The 19,714-nt window shown below is 48.2% G+C and carries 14 protein-coding genes; 7 read left to right on the forward strand and 7 right to left on the reverse strand.

All coding sequences use genetic code 11. From position 1 onward, the window contains the following. The 6 genes from FDW87_RS19275 to dpaL all read right to left on the reverse strand — a co-directional run. Positions 1–3,209: ATP-binding protein (locus tag FDW87_RS19275; RefSeq protein ID WP_137380092.1), on the reverse strand; the 3,209-nt coding region annotated here is incomplete at its 3' end. A 4-nt stretch (positions 3,210–3,213) separates the two neighbouring features. After that, positions 3,214–3,828 carry an acid-sensing system DNA-binding response regulator EvgA gene (gene evgA / locus FDW87_RS19280; protein WP_016157256.1) on the reverse strand — a complete coding sequence of 205 codons (615 nt, stop codon included), beginning with the start codon at positions 3,826–3,828 and terminating at the stop codon, positions 3,214–3,216. A gap of 469 nt (positions 3,829–4,297) precedes the next feature. Next, on the reverse strand, positions 4,298–5,584 hold the full coding sequence (locus tag FDW87_RS19285; protein ID WP_016157257.1) for an MFS transporter: 1,287 nt from the start codon (positions 5,582–5,584) through the stop codon (positions 4,298–4,300). A gap of 78 nt (positions 5,585–5,662) precedes the next feature. After that, a complete protein-coding gene (locus FDW87_RS19290; protein ID WP_016157258.1) occupies positions 5,663–7,255 on the reverse strand; it encodes an amidohydrolase family protein in 1,593 nt (530 codons plus the stop codon). Positions 7,256–7,322: 67 nt separating this feature from the next. Then, the gene (locus FDW87_RS19295; RefSeq protein ID WP_047499508.1) at positions 7,323–8,507 is read right to left on the reverse strand and encodes a YgeY family selenium metabolism-linked hydrolase; all 1,185 of its coding nucleotides are present in this window, start codon (positions 8,505–8,507) and stop codon (positions 7,323–7,325) included. Between the two features lie 36 nt (positions 8,508–8,543). Next, the gene (dpaL, locus tag FDW87_RS19300) at positions 8,544–9,755 is read right to left on the reverse strand and encodes a diaminopropionate ammonia-lyase (RefSeq protein WP_047418219.1); all 1,212 of its coding nucleotides are present in this window, start codon (positions 9,753–9,755) and stop codon (positions 8,544–8,546) included. A gap of 379 nt (positions 9,756–10,134) precedes the next feature. Here dpaL and FDW87_RS19305 point away from each other — a divergent pair, with 379 nt between their 5' ends. After that, entirely contained in the window at positions 10,135–11,883 is a 1,749-nt protein-coding gene (locus FDW87_RS19305; protein ID WP_016157261.1) for a sigma-54-dependent Fis family transcriptional regulator, read from the forward strand. A gap of 79 nt (positions 11,884–11,962) precedes the next feature. Here the strand turns inward: FDW87_RS19305 and FDW87_RS19310 are convergent, their stop codons facing one another. Then, positions 11,963–12,463: an anti-virulence regulator CigR family protein gene (locus tag FDW87_RS19310; RefSeq protein WP_137380078.1), complete on the reverse strand. Its 501-nt coding sequence runs from the start codon at positions 12,461–12,463 to the stop codon at positions 11,963–11,965. A gap of 309 nt (positions 12,464–12,772) precedes the next feature. Here FDW87_RS19310 and melR point away from each other — a divergent pair, with 309 nt between their 5' ends. The 6 genes from melR (at position 12,773) to galE (ending at position 19,682) form a co-directional block, all read left to right on the forward strand. After that, positions 12,773–13,711 (forward strand): transcriptional regulator MelR, encoded by a 939-nt coding sequence (melR, locus tag FDW87_RS19315; RefSeq protein ID WP_016154104.1) that lies wholly within the window; start codon positions 12,773–12,775, stop codon positions 13,709–13,711. A 193-nt stretch (positions 13,712–13,904) separates the two neighbouring features. Beyond that, complete coding sequence (nhaC, locus tag FDW87_RS19320; protein WP_016154105.1) at positions 13,905–15,365, forward strand: Na+/H+ antiporter NhaC; 1,461 nt, start codon at positions 13,905–13,907, stop codon at positions 15,363–15,365. Between the two features lie 124 nt (positions 15,366–15,489). Beyond that, positions 15,490–16,662, forward strand: a complete 1,173-nt coding sequence (locus FDW87_RS19325) for a MalY/PatB family protein (RefSeq protein WP_137380079.1) — start codon at positions 15,490–15,492, stop codon at positions 16,660–16,662. A 154-nt stretch (positions 16,663–16,816) separates the two neighbouring features. Then, complete coding sequence (locus FDW87_RS19330) at positions 16,817–17,452, forward strand: carbonic anhydrase (protein ID WP_016154107.1); 636 nt, start codon at positions 16,817–16,819, stop codon at positions 17,450–17,452. Positions 17,453–17,660: 208 nt separating this feature from the next. Then, entirely contained in the window at positions 17,661–18,599 is a 939-nt protein-coding gene (locus tag FDW87_RS19335; RefSeq protein WP_016154108.1) for a hypothetical protein, read from the forward strand. 66 nt (positions 18,600–18,665) lie between these two features. Next, the gene (galE, locus tag FDW87_RS19340; RefSeq protein ID WP_137380080.1) at positions 18,666–19,682 is read left to right on the forward strand and encodes a UDP-glucose 4-epimerase GalE; all 1,017 of its coding nucleotides are present in this window, start codon (positions 18,666–18,668) and stop codon (positions 19,680–19,682) included. Positions 19,683–19,714 lie beyond the last annotated feature (32 nt).

The following is a 19,714-nucleotide window of genomic DNA, read 5'->3' on the forward strand; positions in this document are numbered from 1 at the left end:
ATTTCCCGCATGACGGCAACAATCTTCTGTAATGCTTCCTGGCGTACTGCCAGAGGAAGATCGTCATGTCGCATCGATTCAAAAGGTTCGCATAGCGTCTGAAGAGCAGTAATGCCCAGAATTTGCGCCGAACCATGCAACCGGTGAAGGGCTCGCAAAAACAGCTGGGGTTCGTCTTGCTCAACGGCTTTCTCGGCCGCCTGTAAATCGCTAAACGTTGCCTCGCGGAATGTTTCGAGTATCTCGTTCATTAATGCGCGATCGCCGCCGGTATTTTCCGTCAAGACATTGAATTTCAGATGCCGGATTGCACAAGGAGACGAATAACCGGTTTCGATTTTGCTTAATTCATGCGTCAGTGTCTGAATCGACACGGGCTTAAACAGACACAAATTCATGCCGTTTTGCAGACACCTGTCACGTGACTGTGGGAGCGCGCTGGCCGTCAGTCCCCATATTTGTAAATGAGGCTGCTGACGACGTAACGAAGCCGCAAGATCAAACCCGTCCTTCTTCGGCATATTCACATCGGTTATCAACAGGTCGTATGATTTTTTAGCCAGTTTGGCTTCGGCTTCCTCACCATCACACGCTTCATCCACGCTGTAACCAATGGCGTTCAACTGTCGCTTAAGCAGCAGGCGATTGGTCGGGTTGTCATCTGCTATCAAAATAGACAGACACGGCAGCGGCAACAGCGCCCCCGGCGTGTTGCTATCCGGTACAACTGACTGGCGGGCTGTCTCAACCGGCAGCGTTATGGTAAACGTGGTTCCTTGCGCCGGAACGCTCATCAGCTCCAGCGTACCGCCCATCAGCGTCACCAGCTCTTTGCAGATAAATAATCCCAGACCAGACCCCGTTTGTTGACGCCCACAGCGCCCCTGAGCGTAGCGACGAAACAGCCCGGCCTGCTCCTCTTCGCTAATCCCGCAACCGGTATCGCTAATGGCGATGGTCAGGATACCGTGATTCTCCCCGTCAGGTGTTAAACGGGCTGTCACATGAATGCTACCCTGCTCGGTAAACTTGAGCGCATTGCCCACCAGGTTGGTGAGAATTTGCCGCAAAGCTTGTTGATCGACAAACACCCGCTCGTTTGCCGGCAACTGGCTTACGCAAGCAAGCGTAACGCCTTTCTGTCTGGCTAAGGCATCAAAAGAGTGACACTGCAATTCAATGAGCTGCGAGAGATCCGTCCATTGAGGAACAACCTGATATTTACCAGACTCAATCTTATCAACGTCCAGAATCTTACCGATCAGCCCAAGCAATGACTGGGCTGTCGCTGCGGTAAGAGCAATCGCCTCTTTTCGTTGTGCCGGGCTGAGGTCTGAGCTCGACAGTAATTCCAGAAAGCCCACAATCGAGCTGACAGGGGTACGTAATTCATGGCTCATGCTCGCAAGAAATCGACTTTTGGCCTTGGTTGCTTCAATCGCTTTATTTTTTTCGGTTTCCAGTTCTTGAGATAATGCCTCTTTGAGATGAAGCTGCTCTTCCAGCTGCCGCTGCGATTGTTTTCTTTTATTTACCTCACGGGAGAGTGAGATCCCCCAGATCAGGCTAATTGCTATCAGCAACAGCGCAAACACCACCAGTTGATAGAACTGTTTGCTATACCGACTCCAGAGATCGACCTGCGTATTAGAAATTTTCGACCACTTCTCCGTCATCTGCAAAATCTCACGCGGCGGTATCGCCTGCAGCGCTTTATCCATTACTGACTTCAACATGGGCTCGTGGGGAGAAACCGCAAAGCTCACCGACGCGCCAGGCATATCCGGTAGCCTAAAAAAGTGCATGTTTTTCTGGTAGTCATGATCGACCATGAACCTTGCCGACAATTCGGTAGCAATTGCCGCGTCAACCTTGCCATCCCTGAGCATAGTCATCGCGACGCTGCCAGTATCAGCATCCACCCAGGTGGCCTGCGGGTAGCGTTGTTTCAGATCACTTTCCAAAACATGCCCGGCGGGCAACGCAATACGGATCGGTGTATTCAGTAACGAATCGGCCGTTTCATCGCGGGAAGTGATAATCACAAATGCCACATTCATCAGCGGATCGCTAAAGGTCGAATTGTGCTGATTTTGATTTGTCAGGGTGATAGTGGGATACATATCCCATCGTTCGCCGCTTATTTGTTTGGTCTGTTCACTTTTGGTGTTGGCCAAAACCGGCTCAAAATCAATCCCCGTTTGCAGATGAATAATATTCAGCAAATCGCCAAGAATTCCACGTAACTCACCGCTGCGATCGACAAGCGTGTAAGGCGGATAATCTGGATTGATAAGAATGCGAATAGTATGTTTCTTCTTCAGCCACGCTTTTTCCTGATCGGTAAAAGGAATAGGCGCATTCAGAAAAGCAAGGTTACCGCGGTTCAGCCAGTTCTGCATGACCTGCATATGAATTTCATTACTGATTGACGTAATGAAACCATCAAGAATATTTCTTAATACCGGCTGGTCGTCCTTCACCACAAAATAATTATATTGCTCTTGTTTATCAAAGTAGTGCGTAATAACCAGTGATTGCGAAAAATATCGGGATACACAATGACTGCTGGTGATGTTGTTCCCAATATAATATTGGTTATCACCGTTCACTACCGATGCCATGGCCTGATACTCGTCGTCGTAAAATGAGACTTTAGCTTCAGGAAAAGCATCCTGGATAACATCAAGAAAAGGACAATCTCGCACACACGCGACGCTAACCGGATGCTCCGAGGTCAGCGGCAGCATGGTGTTTTTTAGCGAGGTCACAAGCGTCGGCCACGTCGTCAGCAATGCCGAAGTGCGCAATAAATGGCCGCCAACATCTTGTCGCCGGGACAGCTGAGTTATCAATGTATCTACATCGTTACTGGCAAGTGCGGTCAGCGCTTCTTGCTCATTATCATACTGCTTTATAACAATTTTTATATTGAGATTCTTTTGCATTAGCGCAAGATAATCCGCGTTGACGCCCCGATAATATTCACCGCTATTTTGATAAACAATGGGGGAGACTTCCGGTAACCAGGTGCCAACAACCAAGGTTTTTTTATGCGCTAACCAGTTTGTTTCTTCACTGTTCAGGCCGATATGTTGTACTGAGGTATTATAGTTACTTTTTAGCTCAACTTGCCGGGCTGAGCTTACACCCGTAGAAAACCCGATGGTAAATATGACCATCAAAAAAATAAACAAGCGTTCCAGCATTACTCTATCCTATTTTATTTCTTTGCGCATAATCATAAATTTCCATTAATGACGAGCAATCTAATTTCTCCATCAAACGGCTTTTATAGGTGCTTACCGTTTTATTACTGATGTTCATTTTGCTGGCAATAGTACTGTAATCCATACCGTTAAGAATATAACGCAACACTCTCATTTCCTGGGTCGACAACGTATCAAGCTTATCCTGTTCGCTGACAGATGAGCCAGTAAAATGCTCAAGGGAAAAGGGAAAATAGCTATACCCATTTTTTGCAGCTTCGATTGCGGCAAGAATATTATTCATACCCTCTTTTTTACTCACAAATCCGTTGGCACCGTATTCGGCGCTACGTTTGCCGTAAAAAAATTCATTTTTGGCTGAAATGATAATGATTACACCAGCATAGTGCCGCTTTCGCAGTTGCTCCAGCACTTCGATGCCGCTGATGCCCGGAATATCCACATCAATAATCAGTAACTCCGGCTTAGTTTTCTCAACGGTTTGGACCACATGCTCTCCGCTGTCGAGCTCGGTGGTTACGGTAATACCATTAGTATCGAGTAAGTTGCGGATGGCTATGCGAGCTAATGGGTGATCATCAACGATTATCGCGTTCATTGCGTATAAGAATCCCGATAAATAAAGAGAGGCGATGGCTATCGAGCAGGTGAGCCTTAAGCATTATAATTTATAAAAATAAGGCGTTATCAGGTAAATCCTAACACATTCACACGTATATTTATTAGTTTTTTATAAAAACGAAGAATAAGGCATAAATGCAACACTGCATTTTACAAATTTTAAACCTTGAGCCTATCTAAATATCAAACCATTAACACAACCAAAAGGAATATTCCTACATGCGTAGGATAAATCCCTCATTTATTATGATTCATTCTTAATGGCCGGGGTCATATAACCAGGGGGAGTTTTCATCACAACGGCAAAGGTGTATATGCAGAATAGCTATCTAAGAATCATTTTTATACCAGGTCAAATCTGGAGAAAAAGATAATAAACCTGCTGATTTGATAGTAAAACGCCCTGTGGCTCAGGAAACAACAGAGCCACAGGAGTCAGTCATGAATCAGGCTTTACTGGGCAACGCCCCAATAGCATGGGAGCTTTTCACGGTCAGCGTAACGACGGCAGAACACAACAGCGCGGCAATCATAAAGATAAAGGCGCTGTTATAACTTCCACCACTGCTTTGGATCAGCCAGCCGATGATAGGTGCAGAAACAACTCCCGCCATCTGACCGCCAAAGTTAACGATCCCGGATGCCCGCCCCATGATGTTGCTGGGAATGGTGTCCATCAGAATGCCCCAAAATGTCGCCATGGCGAAGAACATGAACAGGGCTGAAATACACTGATAAACCACCGCCATATCTGCACTGCTCACGCTGAAGGTCAGGTACAGGAAACCCGCGGCAATAACGGAGGTCACGACATACAACGTTTTACGCTGGGGTTTAAATTTATCTGAGCAATAGCCGCCTAACAACGTTCCGCCTGCGCCAAACAGGAAGGGAATGGCCGCCATGACGCCGGTTTTTGCCAGAGAAAACTCACGAACGGTGATCAGGTAGCTTGGCAGCCAGGTTGAAAAGCCCCAGAAGGTGATATCAAACAAAAACCAGATACTTGCCATTTGCCAGAGCACCGGCATTTTGAGGACGTCTTTAAACGCGATGCCGCTGGTGTTTTGCAGGCTTCCCTGCTCGTCAGCAGCCAGTTCCGCCAGATCCTGCTGCGTAATTGCGGGGTGATCTTTCGGATTGTCACGGGTAAAAAAGTAGATCCCCGCCGCGATAAACAGACCCGGAATACCTAGCACGATAAAGACCATGTGCCAGCCAAAGGCCCCGATTATGCTTGCGGCTACCACTACCGCCAGCGCCGGGCCTAAGGTGTTTACCGTTGACTGAATCGCCGTGGCGCGGCCACGTTCTTTCGACGGGAAATAGGTTGATATCATCTTCCAGGAAGCCGACGGGAAACAACCTTCACCAACACCAAAGAAGAAGCGAACGGCCAGCATTAGCGGCAGCGTCAACACGGCACCGGTTAAGCTGGTGAAAACAGACCACCAGGCAATACCGATGGCCATGATTTTGCGCGAACCAAACTTATCCGCCAGTAAACCGCCGGGAATTTGAAACGCGGCATAACCAATAAAAAAAGCGCTAATAATTAACCCTTGTTGGGTCGTATCCAGATTTAAATCTTTGCCGATATAAGGGAGCGAAACGCTCATCACCATTCTGTCGAGAAAAGAGAGCAGCCACGCCAGCCAGATCAATGTCAGGACGGTATACCTTGCTTTCCAGGTCTTTGGTTTACCTGAAGGTAAAGACGTTTGTAGGTTCATTGTGATGTCCTTAGGGTGTAGTGATCTACCGCGGCCATAAATGGTCGCGATAAATCAATGCGTGTTTAGCGTTATTTATTAATATTGTTTTCTAATAACCGTACCGCTACAGGCATAACTTTCAGTGCCATTGATTAAGGCAATGCGCCCATTAACCATGACAATTTCAATCCCTTCCGGATATTGATTGGGTTCAACAAAAGTGCCCTTATCGGCAATGGTGTTCGGATCGAACATCACAATATCCGCCGCATAACCCACTTTCAGCAGCCCACGATCCTGCAGGCCTAATACCTCAGCGGGTTTGCCAGTCATCTTACGGATTGCCGCTTCCCAGCTCAGACATCCCTCTTCACGCACATATTTACCGAGCACACGAGGGAATGCGCCAAACACGCGCGGATGCGGTTTGCCAGCCCCCATTAAACCGTCGGTACAGACATTTTGCTCAGGACGGCAAAGGAACTTAATCACATGCTCTTCAGTACCGTAAAAGTCGACCATCCCTACGGCGTTTTCTTCTTCAAACAGCAGATCGAAGGTGGCGTTGTACGGATCTTTTCCGCGTAGCTCGCCCAACTGAACGAGGTTCAGACCGACGGCATCCTGGTTTTTTGTCGTTTTCACGCTGGTGACAAAAATCTGGTCCAGCCCGGCAAAATCGATAAAGTTATCCCAGCCAGGAATGCCCTGCTGAATATCGTCGATCATTTTGGCGCGCAGTTCAGGCGAGGCCAGCCGCTCAAGTAATTTGTCAGTGCCACCGGAGTGGACCCACGGCGGCAGGATCACACCGAGCATCGTGCTGCCCGCCACATACGGATACTGGTCGAAAGAGATACGAATCCCCTCTTCCTGCGCCTGTTCCAACATGCCCAGCATCTGGTCAATCAGCCCCCAGTTTTTCTTACCGCAAACCTTCATATGTGAAATATGCAGCCAGACACCGGTGGCGGTGGCGATATCAATCAGTTCCTGCGTTGAGTTGATAATATCGTCCGCTTCACTGCGCTGATGCACCACAAAGATCCCGTCATATTTCGCCGTCACTTTGCACAGTTCAATCATTTCGGCGGTATCGCCAAAGGCGCAAGGCATGTAGATGAGCCCAGTGGAAAGACCAAACGCCCCCGCTTGTAACTCCCGCTCAAGGATTTCGCACATCTTCGCCACATCCTCACGAGTAGAGGGGCGCCCATCCAGGCCCATGGCTTCCATGCGTACGTTGCCATGCGGAACTAAATACGCGAGGTTTGTCGCCGGATGACGCGATGCCAGCAGATTGAGGTAGCCGTCTGTGTTTTTATATTTCCAGTCTATTTTGTCGGTATCGCCATCCAGTCCGGCGATATTTTTACGCCAGGCCGGAATATATTCTTCAGGTAACGGCGCCAGGGCGACACCATCCTGCCCTAACAGCTCGGTGGTAATACCCTGACGAATTTTTGCCGACAGCGCGGGGTTAATAATGGCCGACAGGTCAGAGTGCGTATGGGTATCAATAAAACCAGGACAAATAATTTTTCCCGTTGCGTCAATAACCTGCTCATTAACGCCAACGTCAATTTGTCCGATTGCGACAATGCGTCCTTCGTCAACCATCACATCGGCAATTCTGCCTTCACTGCCCGTCCCATCGATTACATTTCCGTTTTTGAAAATGGTTTTCATCGTTATTCTCCATAGCGGTGTCGCTTCACGACACCACTTGTAAGGTAAGAGGTTGTTATCTTTCTTTTTATTGGCGATAGAGTGTCTGAATGATGCTGTAATAGCCGCTGGCCGAGCCGGTTAACTGATCAATCTCGATATATTCATCGATGGTGTGGGCCAGGTTTTCACGTGAAGGTCCGAAGCCGATAGTTTTAATTCCCGCTTCGCCCGCATAGTGGCTGCCGTTGGTGCAAAATGAGTACTGTGTGATGGTTGGATTAAACCCGGCCTCGCGAACGCCAGCCAGAGCGGCCTGCACGAATTCGTCAGACTCGTCATACACCCAGCCCGGGAAGAAGCGCTCGCCCTCAATCGTGGCACCGGTATAGCAAGACTCCTGACCTACCGCGTAGGAGACACGGGCCTTAAACTGCGGATCCTGTGCGGTAAGTTCCGCAAGCGCATTTTCCAGTGGGGCAATAACACTTTCTTTGGTTTCACCCACCAGCAAACGACGATCGTAGGTTGCGCGACAATAATCCGGCACTACCGAAGCTCCCGGGTATGGCGAAGATTTAATGTCGGTAAGCTCCAGAATGCCAGGCCCCAGTACCGGGTGCGTGGGCGGAGTGATTGTGCGAATTTTGTCGATCAATTGCGCCATTTTGTACACCGCGTTAATGCCTGCCTGCGGGTTGGCGGAGTGCGCGGGTTTACCAAACGTTTCGACCACAATTTCAGCGCGGCCACGCTGACCAATTTTCAGGTTTAACTCGGAAGCTTCACCGATGATCACGTAGTCCGGCTTATAGCGCTCGCTGACCAGCCGGGCAGCAATACCTTCAAAGCACTCCTCATGCACGATGCAGGCAACGTAGATTTTGCCGGCAAAATTACGCTGATTGTCCTGGCCGAAAAAACCCACGGCGGAAATCATCGCCGCCACGGCACCTTTCATATCGGTTGTACCGCGACCATAAATTTTGCCATCGTCGATATCGCCGCCGTACGGGTTGCGGCTCCACTTCTCTTCGTTGACCGGCACGGTATCGATATGTCCATCGAGAACCAGCGTTTTCCCCGGCTGATTGCCGACAATGCCGCCCACAATGTTGCCGTACTTATCAACGTGGATGTCATCGAACTGGTAATGCTGCATCATTTTTTTTATGGCATTAACCACTTCCCCTTCCTGACCGGAATAACTTTTTTGTTGGATCAGCGCCTGACAGTTTTTAATGACTTCATCAATACGTTTTGCAGATAACATGGGTTTCTCCGTTATTTCTCTCAATCAGGAAATGTGTTATTTGATGCCCGGGTACTGACCGCCCCAGACAATATCCAGATATTGTTGCGGGTCGGTGTCGCCTTCGGTACTGACCAACAGCACGCGGGAATGCGCATCCAGCCCCAGTTGTTCACGCATTTGCGCCAGTTCAGGTGAGGTCATCAGCAGCGCCAGCAGACCGGAAGTGACCGCGCCGGACTCACCAGATACGATCTGCGGATCGCCCGCCAACGGATTACCCAGCATGCGCATGCCCAGCGCTGCGACTTCATCAGGGCAAGAGGCAAATGCGTTGGCATAATCACGTAGCAGTTTCCAGCCGATGCTGTTCGCCTCACCGCAGGCGAGACCAGCCATCACGGTTTGCAAATCGCCGCCCACCGCAATTGCATCCCCCTCTTTAGAACGGGCAGAGCGGTAAAGACAATCGGCAATTAACGCTTCAGCGACGATCACTTTCGGGCGGTGTGCCCCCCAGGCTGCCGCCACCATTCCCTGCACCATTCCGGCAAACGAGCCAACGCCTGCCTGAACAAAAATATGCGTCGGCGCAACCTGATGCAGCTGGTCTATCGCCTCCAGCATCAGCGTGCCGTAGCCCTGCATAATCCACTGCGGGATTTTTTCATACCCTTCCCAGGCGGTATCTTGCACCACAATCCAGCCATGCTTTTGTGCCTGTTCCGCGGTCATGCGAACCGCATCGTCATAGTTCATGTCGACGATTTCAGCGGTAGCGCCTTCATTACGGATGGAGGTCAAACGCTGCTGCGAAGAGCCCTTCGGCATATAAACCACGGCGTTTTGCTTCAGTTGGCGCGCCATCCACGCCACACCGCGACCGTGGTTGCCATCGGTGGTGGTGGCAAACGTGACGGTTTGGAGATCGCGGCGTACCTCTTCGCTGGTCATCACGTCAAACGGCAGTTCACTGATATCCTTGCCGATTAATTCCGCGATATGGCACGCCATCGCATAGGAGCCGCCCAACGCTTTGAAGGCTTTCAGGCCAAAACGCTGAGACTCATCCTTGAGATAGATATTTTTAACACCCAGCTTTTGTGCAAGAGCCGGCAGCGTATATAACGGCGTCGGCGCATAACCCGGAATAGACCGATGAAAATTCAACGCTTTTACCAGTTCCTGGCGACTAAACGGTGCCAGCGGCGCGTTTGGATGTTCGGTAAACGGTGTCTGGTTGATAAAAAATGATAAGTTTTCCTGCATCATAAAACCTCATTGTTCTGGTATTTCACTCCCTGTAATAGACGTATACAGAGATATTTACGCTATCGGTATTGCCAATAGAGCAAAATGCTTACCAGTTTTTTATTAATCGAGTAAAACTTTATAAATATTTTAATAAAGGCTTTATTTTCAACCAATTAAAAAGAGATCAAGATGGGTACTGAAAAATACCACAGCGTTAGTTTATCGCCTCGTTTGATAAATTCTCACAATTGATAAATAGTGTGATCGCGGAAGATAAAATAAAAAAAACATCCAAAAACAGAGTGGTAGATTGATTTTTCGCAAATCATTTTTGCATTGCTTCGCATATTTATCATCTCCCTTGAGAAACGCCACTCGCTGCCGGAGAAGTACCATGATTTCAGTACTCAGCAATATTCAGGATGATATCTGCAATTATGCCGACGCTATTTCTGGCATAACCGGAACGGATGTTGAAATCATCGATGAATCCTTAATGCGCATCGCTGGCACCGGTAAATACCGACATATGCTCAATGAAAACGTGGCAAAAAATGGCTACATCTACCACCACGTTTTGCAGGTCCGAGAAACGGTTCTTATCAAAAACCCCGGCGAACATCCGCTGTGTCAGTTATGTGAAAAACACCACTACTGTTCTGAAATGCTGGATTTGAACGCACCAATTTTTCTCAACAATCGTGTGATTGGCGTGATCGGAATTATTTGCTCAACCCAGGCGCAGCGTGACGCGTTATTGAGCCAGATTGATAAATTTGTCACTTTTATTGAGCAAATCGCGGTGATGATCTCCAGTAAGGTCTTTGAATGTCTGGAGCGTTTACGCGCGCAGGAAACCCTCGGCGCATTTCGGCGTCTGATCGATGCCATGGACCGCGGCGTTGTAGCAATTGATGGCAATGGTCTTATCTGGCATGCCAATCATTCAGCCGATCGCATTCTCAACCGCGAAGTTCAGGGATTACCGCTGACCATTGAAACAACCGGGGACAGTTTGTATGGCGATGAAGAAGCATGGCTGACGCTTGAAGGCCAGAAACACCATGTACTGTGCAAACAAATTTCGCTCTCCTCGCTGGATAACGATCGCTTAACGATGGTCATCTTTCGTGATGCGCACGACTACCTGAGTAACCTTACTCCATCCCCTTATGAGTCTGACACGCAGGTGCGGCTGATTGGCCACTCTTCCTCAATGGAGCAGCTCAGAAGCACCATTAGCAAAATTGCCAACAGCTACGCCAGCGTGCTCATCACCGGGGAAAGCGGCTCGGGTAAAGAGGTCGTGGCATTTGCCATTCACCAAAACAGCCCCCGTAAAGCCGCCCCTTTCGTGACAATCAACTGCGCGGCAATCCCTGAGCAACTACTGGAAAGCGAACTGTTTGGCTATGTACGCGGTGCATTTAGCGGTGCAGATCCCAAAGGACGAATGGGGAAATTTGAACTGGCCAACGGCGGCAGCCTGTTTCTGGATGAGATCGGTGATATGCCGCTGCACCTGCAGGCCAAGCTGCTCAGGGTGTTGCAGGAAAAAGCGATCACCCGCGTGGGTTCTAATAACATCATTAATATTGATGTGCGCATTATTGCCGCGACCAACAAAAATATTAGCGCGATGGTCGAGAATAATCAGTTTCGCGAAGACCTTTTCTATCGCCTGAATGTCGTCCCTCTGGTGCTTCCTTCCCTGCGTGAACGCAGGGCTGATATCGCCGTCCTTGCACAATACTTTGCCGATGAGTTTTCGGTCAGTTACCAGCGTGCACCGCAAAAACTGCCCGATGACGTTATTAATCGCCTTTATGCCTGGCACTGGCCGGGGAACATTCGCGAATTACGCAACGTCATCGAATACATTTTTGTGATGCGCGGAGAAGCCGCTGGGATCAACGCCAGCCATCTGCCCCCTTATTTACTCTCCCCGGCTGACAGCAGGAAAACCACGATGACCGCACAACCCCGACAGCTGGCGATCCAAGGAAAACGAGCGGAAAGGGACGCCATCGAAAATGCCATCCAGCGATTTGGTTCAAGCGTGGAGGGCAAAAAACAGGCTGCATCAGAACTGGGAGTCAGTATTGCCACGCTCTATCGAAAAATAAAACTGTATGGTTTGTGAGCCCCACTTTTTTAACAATTAAGCCCGCGTAGCGCGGGCTTGTGGTGGGTATAACAGAGCAAATTAAGTACAGGAATACTTAATCAAACACACCATTGATAACAGCGGTGACAATTGCCGTGCTCAGTGCAATCAACACCAGATTGTCGCCAACAACCTGCCATTCATAACCCGGGTAATACGGCAGTTGATTCAGCATCGAGGATGGGACACTTTTCTTAGCGATCCCCGGAGGAAGTGGTTTTCCTCGCGCCAGATTTTTGGCGATGCCCGGAGGCAGTGACTTATATCCCGTCAAACCATATCTGACGGCATACTGCCTGGCCACGTTATAGCTAATATCACTATCAACATGGTCCGGCTTGCCATAAGCTTTACGCTGTTCCGCTTGCGAGTTGTTTTTTGGGCCTGGGTTTCCTTTCTGGCTATGACTGCTATTACCCTTATTCCCACTATTACCATGGTTGCCGCTATTACCATTTCCGTTGCCATTACCGGGGTTAGCCGAAACGGGGATAGCGCACATCGACATCGCGGCAACGGCAACTAAAGCCGTTGCTAAAGTACGGAGCCTGGACATGATGATTCCTTAAGATATGGATACATACAAAATGTATGGTATTGCGTGAATATTGGCTATCGCTATGAATCCGATTTATTGGCAGAAAAACGCTGTCGTTTTGCAAAGTGAGCAGCTTTGATTGACCGTTTTTAAAATTAAAACCCGCCATTCCCGTTAACTCAGATCGGCAAGCGACAGGCACAGGATCTGAGTTTTTGGGAATAACTTCGCGAAAATGGAGAGAAAACGGCGTTTTTTTTCGGTTAAGCTATGTTCATGCTTTGGCGCTACCCATGGTCAGATTCACTATTCAGGAACCCACCCATAATGGCAAAAAGTACCCCGCAGCTGCCGCTCGACCCACATATGTGTCGCAGCTATGAAAAAAAGTCGCGAAGTCCGCTGGCGCTCTACTCAGAGTATCAGCGGATGGACGTCGAGCTGCGGGCTCCGCTGGCCATGACCTACAGCCACTGGCACGGTCAGGTTGAAGTGAATGTGCCGTTTGATGGCGATGTGGAGTACCTTTTCAATGACGAAGTAGTGAAAAGCAAACAGGGCTTTATCACGCTGTTCTGGGCCTGCACACCCCATCAGTTGACGGATGCCGGGCACTGTAAACAGATGGCCATCTTCAACTTACCGATGCATCTGTTTTTGTCCTGGCCGCTGGACAGGGAACTGATCAACCACGTGACGCATGGGATGGTGATCACGTCGCTTGCCTCGCAGCAGCTGAGCGCTTTTGAAGTGCAGCGTTGGCAGAGTGAACTCAACAGCGACAATGAGCAAATTCGTCAATTAGCCATTGATGAGATTGCCCTGATGCTCAAGCGATTTAGCCTCGCTGGCTGGCGGCCAGTGCTGGGTAACAAAACATCGCGCACCCAGAAAAACAGTATTTCACGGCATTCACAGTTTTACGTCAGCCAGATGCTGGAGTTTATTGCCGCAAACTGCGACAAACAGCTTACGGTCGATGCTATTGCCGAACACGTTAAGCTCAACCCAAATTATGCGATGGGCATTTTTCATCGCGTGATGCAACTAACCATGAAACAGTATATTACCGCAATGCGCATCAACCATGTGCGGGCTTTGCTCAGCGATACGGATAAAACAATTCTGGATATCGCTACAATTGCAGGTTTCCGATCCAGCAGCCGTTTTTATAGCTCATTTCATAAATACGTCGGCATGCCGCCGCAGCAGTATCGCAAACTGAGCCAACAGCGCCGAAATCATTCACCTTATGCCGAGGGGTAATTTATTCGTCAAACTCACTCTTACCTTACTACCAAAATATAAGCGTCAGAATAGCAGGTCAAAATAGATAATCTGCAGCAGTTAATAAAATAGGGTTCAGCCATGAACTCTGGCAACTATGTTACCCATTTATGGGTGACCTGTAGCAGGTATTTATTTGACGTGTTCAACCATTATCGATTGGGATGGAATTATGGAATTAAATAGCTGCACCGCCAACAACAGAAAGCCATTGTCTTTCTTTTGGTCAGTTTTACCCATGATAGTCATGCTGGGTGGCATTAGCATCGGATATTTTATCTTCAATATTCGAGCTGAACCCATGATCCTCATGGGAACCGCAACCGCCTCGTTTATCGCCATCGCTCACGGCTACACATGGGATGACATTCTACAATCTATTTGCAATAAAATATCTGAAGCGCTTCCTGTCATATTAATCGTCGCCAGTATCGGTTTCTTAATTGGCGCATGGATGGTGTCAGGCACTATTCCAATGATGATTTATTATGGTCTGAAGTGGATTAACCCGCAGTATTTCTATATTTCAGCATTTATGCTGGGAGCGCTGATCTCAGTCTGTACCGGCACCTCCTGGGGATCTATCGGAACCGTCGGGATCGCCATGATTGGCGTAGCGATTGGTCTGAATGTTTCGCTGCCCATTGCTGCTGGCGCTATTGTCTCCGGCTGCTGGTTTGGTGATAAGCTTTCTCCGGTTTCTGACTCAACCAACATGGCGGCGCTGGCTGCCGGTGTAAACCTGTACTCGCATATCGGCCATCTGCTGTGGACCACCGGCCCGGGATTTATTATTTGCTGCGTCGTATACAGCTATATGGGCATGGGCATTGATGCCTCATCCAGCGCGCCAGCTAATATCACCAACTTGATGAACGCTATCGGCCAGATTTATCACTTTAACATTCTGCTACTGTTGCCACCGATCATCGTTTTGTATGGCTCATTGTCAAAAAGACCGCCAATCCCGATGCTCTTTTTATCCACAATAGTCTCGATGATTCTGGCATTAGCCTTTCAGCAATTTACCGCATCATCGGTTGGCGAATCCGTGGTTAGCGGTTTTAAGCTCGCGATGCTCACCGGAGATAACCTGCCAACACTGTCATCAGATGTTTCGCGCTTACTGGAACGAGGCGGCGCCATTTCAATGTTTAGCAGCTTCGTCACCGTCTTCAGCGCCTTCAGCTTTGCCGGCGCAATGAGTGCGACAGGCTCTTTGCACACCGTGATAAACGCGCTCACGAAAGGCGTTAAATCCACATTCCGCCTGGTGGCCACCACGATTGTGACGACGTTCACCATCTGTGCCTGTACGGCAAATGGAACCTTGCCACTGCTGCTGTGCGGCGATGCCTTTAAAGAAGAATATAAAAAACGAGGGCTTGCGACAAAGAACCTCTCACGTACTACTGAAGATGCCGGAACCGTTGTCGAACCGATTATCCCCTGGTCTGCCTCAGGCGTTTATTGCGCCACGATGCTGGGCGTGGCGACGCTTGATTATTTGCCATGGGCAATCCTCTGCTACAGCGGCATCATCTTTGCCCTGCTGTGGGCGGCCACCGGTATTGGTATTGCTAAATATGAACCAAATGAAGCTACAGAGCATATGGTTGAGCAAAAATCATAGGCTAATAAATAGCTAAATATTGGCTACCACCAGGGTAAATTTAATATATCAATTAGATATACAGAAATATTCTTCACTGTTGCGTTGCTTAAACTATTTTTCAGAGACTGTCCAGGAGTCAGCAATGTCTTTGTTTGATGATATTGTCATAAGGGATGTTAATTGCCGTAAATACGGTCAATTACAACAGATGTACGGCACCACCGATGTATTACCGCTGTGGATTGCAGATATGGATTTTGTGACGCCAGAGCCAATCATGAGCACACTGCGTTCAGTGGTATCGCAGCCAGTACAAGGCTACAACCTGGATTATCCGCAATGGAAAGAGTCCGTTATTCATTGGTATGTGCAACAGTATGATATCGACATAAAGCCACACTGGTTGCATTTTATTCCCGGCGTCATAAAAACTATCGTGCTCTCTCTGATGGTGTTTACCCGACCAGGTGAGAATATTTTAACCTGTACGCCAATATATGACCCCTACCCTAATCTGGTAAATACCAGCGGCAGGAATTTGATTCAAACGCGCCTCATTGAGAAAGATGGTCATTACGAATTTGACTGGCATGATTTCAGCGAAAAACTCAAGCAGTGCAAAATGTTTCTTTTCCCTTCGCCGCATAATCCGGGCGGTATGGTGTGGTCGCGGGAAACGCTGGAAAAAGTAAGTCACTATTGTCAGCAAGCTGGCGTCATTATTCTCTCAGATGAAGTGCATAGTGATTTAACCCTGCCAGGCAAGCGCCATCTGCCGTTTTTTACTTTAGACGAAGCGACAGGGAGCCAGTCAATCGTGCTGACCTCAATCAGTAAAACCTTCAACACGGCGGCGATCCAGGGCGGAATTGCCATTATTAAAAATGATGAATTACGCCATCAGTTCTATGGTTTCCTGGATAACTGCTACCTTGCCGAGACACATTCATTACAGCAGGCGGCCATTTACAGCGCCTTTACCCATTGTGGCGACTGGCACCAAAAATTATTAGCCTACCTGGCCGACAATGTGGCGTTTGTTAAAAGTGAAATTGAAAAGCACTGTCCCTTAATCTCCATTGTGTATGGCGGCGCATCGTATCTTCTGTTTCTGAACGCGGAAAAAATGAATCTTAGCGATGAACAGCTAAGCGCATTTTTTGTGCAGGAAGCAAAACTGGGTCTGTCACCAGGCGCGCAATATGGCCCCGGCGGAGAGGGTCACATGAGACTCAACGTTGGGTGCCCGCGCTCGGTACTGGTAGAAGCGATGAACCGACTGAAAGCGGCGTACCAAAAACGACAGAACGTGTAGCGCGCATCACACTCTTTGCCCCGCCACGGTGGGGCAAAACTATACAAAGATGTTGCAGAACTGCTATAAAGTTTTTCCGTTCTGTCGGCTGGTGTTAAACTGGAAAGTGTGATCTTCATCATAACCTGCTTAAACAGAGAAAAGAGACACTGCTATGCAACATATCATTGAGGGCTTCCTCAACTTCCAAAAAGAGATTTTCCCTCAACGTAAGGAACTCTTTCGCAGCCTGGCATCCAGCCAGAATCCCAAAGCGCTTTTCATCTCCTGTTCCGATAGCCGCCTGGTGCCAGAACTCGTTACTCAACAAGAGCCCGGACAGCTTTTCGTTATCCGCAACGCCGGTAATATCGTTCCGTCTTTTGGACCGGAACCCGGTGGCGTATCTGCTACGATTGAATACGCGGTTGTCGCACTTGGCGTGACGGATATCGTCATCTGCGGACACTCCAACTGCGGCGCGATGAAAGCCATTGCTGATAGCCAGCCTCTGGATCCGATGCCCGCTGTGGCTCACTGGTTGCACTATGCCGATGCCGCGAAAGCCGTGGTTGAGAAGAAAACCTGGGATAACCCAATCGATAAAGTTAACGCCATGGTGGAAGAAAACGTTATCGCACAGCTCAATAATATTAAAACGCATCCTTGCGTCGCGGTTGGGCTGCGAAATAATGCGCTTCGTCTGCACGGCTGGGTATATGACATCGAAAGCGGTGAAATCCGTACCCTGGATAAAAACAGCAAAACCTACGTTTCCCTAGCAGATAACCCGCAGGTGCATTTCGAGTAAATCGTCCACTGGAGCAAGGATGCTCTGGAGAGCTTTTACCTACTTTTGTGCTATAGACAAAAAACATGCTTGCGACTAGTTTTAAAATAGCCACTGGTGTTCTCACATCAGTTTTCGCACATTCATACAACGTTGCGACAGGTCTCATGAACTGAGCCGCAAATAGCTGTTCATACATGATGCAGGCGATAAAAAGGAGCGGGTACGAATGCAAGCAAAAATAAAAAGAATAATAAATATGTTATTCTATCATGAGTCGTGGGATATCATGATTATTAAGGATCATGGTACACACTTATTCCCGAATAATACACTGGATATATTAAGTAAATCCGCTGCACAGCAGTTAAAAAAGAAATATACGTTTCAGGCCGATCCTTTTCTTATTGAAAAAGATGATAAACTGTTTGTTTTTTATGAAGCTTTTAGCTTTCGCAACTCGAAAGGCACGCTCCGATGCCGTATTCTTGATCGTGAACTGGTTGAAATTGATGACGTGAAACTTGAAGGTTTTGACGACCTGATGTGTCATTTGTCATTTCCTTTCCTGATTAATATTAACGATCAGCTCTTCATGATTCCTGAATCATCAGAAAGAAAAGAAGTGATACTGTTTCAGTCAGTAGAGTTTCCTACGCGCTGGAAGAAAATTAAAGTTCTAATCTCTGACACCGAAGTGACAGATAACATTTTTCTTTCAATGAATGAGACCTGCTATCTTATGTCGACCACCATGGATAATAAAATAATTATTCATTCGGCAGAGCATCTTCACGGACAGTGGCAGAGAATTACTCCTGCATTGAAGGTGAGCAATCATCATCATCGGGGAGCGGGTGCGCCTTATCTTGTCGATAACAAAATGTATTTCTTAACCCAGGAATGCACACCTGAAACGTATGGAAAATCTATCTACATCAAAGAATTAGTCACACTGAATGACGCTAATTTTGATGAGAATCTGATCGAACAAATCAATTCGTCGATCAACCACAGTGACGGCGTTCACACGCTAAACTTCTCAAGTAATTATATTGCCTATGATACAAAAATAAATAAGTTCAGTCTGTTGGCAATCTTTAAAAAAATATCATATAAGTGTATGATAAAATATAGAAACGTATACCTTTCCCGGCAAAATAACTGATCCACTGGATCCTTGGGTGCATTGGTGGAAAATCGCTCGGGTTTTTAGCATTTTTCTGGAGTCTGTATGGCTATTCTTGTCACTGGTGGTGCAGGTTATATTGGTTCACATACTGTTTTAACGCTACTGGAAAGAGGCGATGATGTCGTTGTCATCGATAATCTGGCAAACGCCAGCCGAATCTCGCTGGACAGGGTCGCGGGACTCACAGGAAGGGAACCCATTGTCTATATCGCTGATGTTCTCGACAGGCAGGCATTAAAAAACATTTTCGCCAACCATAACATCACCGATGTCATTCATTTTGCGGGCCTCAAATCGGTTTCCGAGTCGATAAAAGAACCTCTTGCTTACTACGAAAACAACGTCACTGGAACGCTGGTATTACTGGATGAGATGCTGGCCGCAGGCGTTAATCGATTCATTTTTAGCTCATCAGCTACGGTATACGGTAATCCGGAAAGCGTGCCGCTGAGCGAGCAATCGCGTACGGGGGGAACCACCAATCCGTACGGTACCTCTAAATTAATGGTCGAACAGATTCTGGCCGATTTCTCCCGCGCGCAGCCCGATTTCCGCATTACCTGCCTGCGCTATTTCAACCCGGTAGGCGCCCATCCATCGGGTCGGATTGGTGAGGATCCCAACGGTATCCCCAATAACCTGGTGCCGTACATCTCCCAGGTTGCGATTGGTAAGCTGAAAACTGTGTCGGTTTACGGTAATGACTATCCAACCCCCGACGGCACCGGCGTTCGTGATTATATCCACGTCATGGATTTGGCGACCGGCCATTTAGCCGCGCTGGATAGCCAGAATAAAGGCGCTGCCTATAAGGTGATTAATCTCGGTACCGGGGTCGGTTATTCTGTGATTAATCTGATTGAGGCGTTTGAAAAAGCGGCGCAGAAAAAAATAAGCTATCAGTTTGTCGACAGAAGGCCCGGCGACATTGCCGAATGTTGGTCTGACCCGTCACTGGCATACAAAGAGTTGGGCTGGAAGGCCATCTACAACCTTGATGAAATGATGCGTGACACCTGGAACTGGCAAAAAAACAACCCGAATGGTTATAACATCTGATGTACCCGGCAACGAGCCTGAGCCTCAGGCTC

It is taken from the genome of Citrobacter sp. wls826, from assembly GCF_005281245.1.
Lineage (GTDB): Bacteria > Pseudomonadota > Gammaproteobacteria > Enterobacterales > Enterobacteriaceae > Citrobacter > Citrobacter braakii.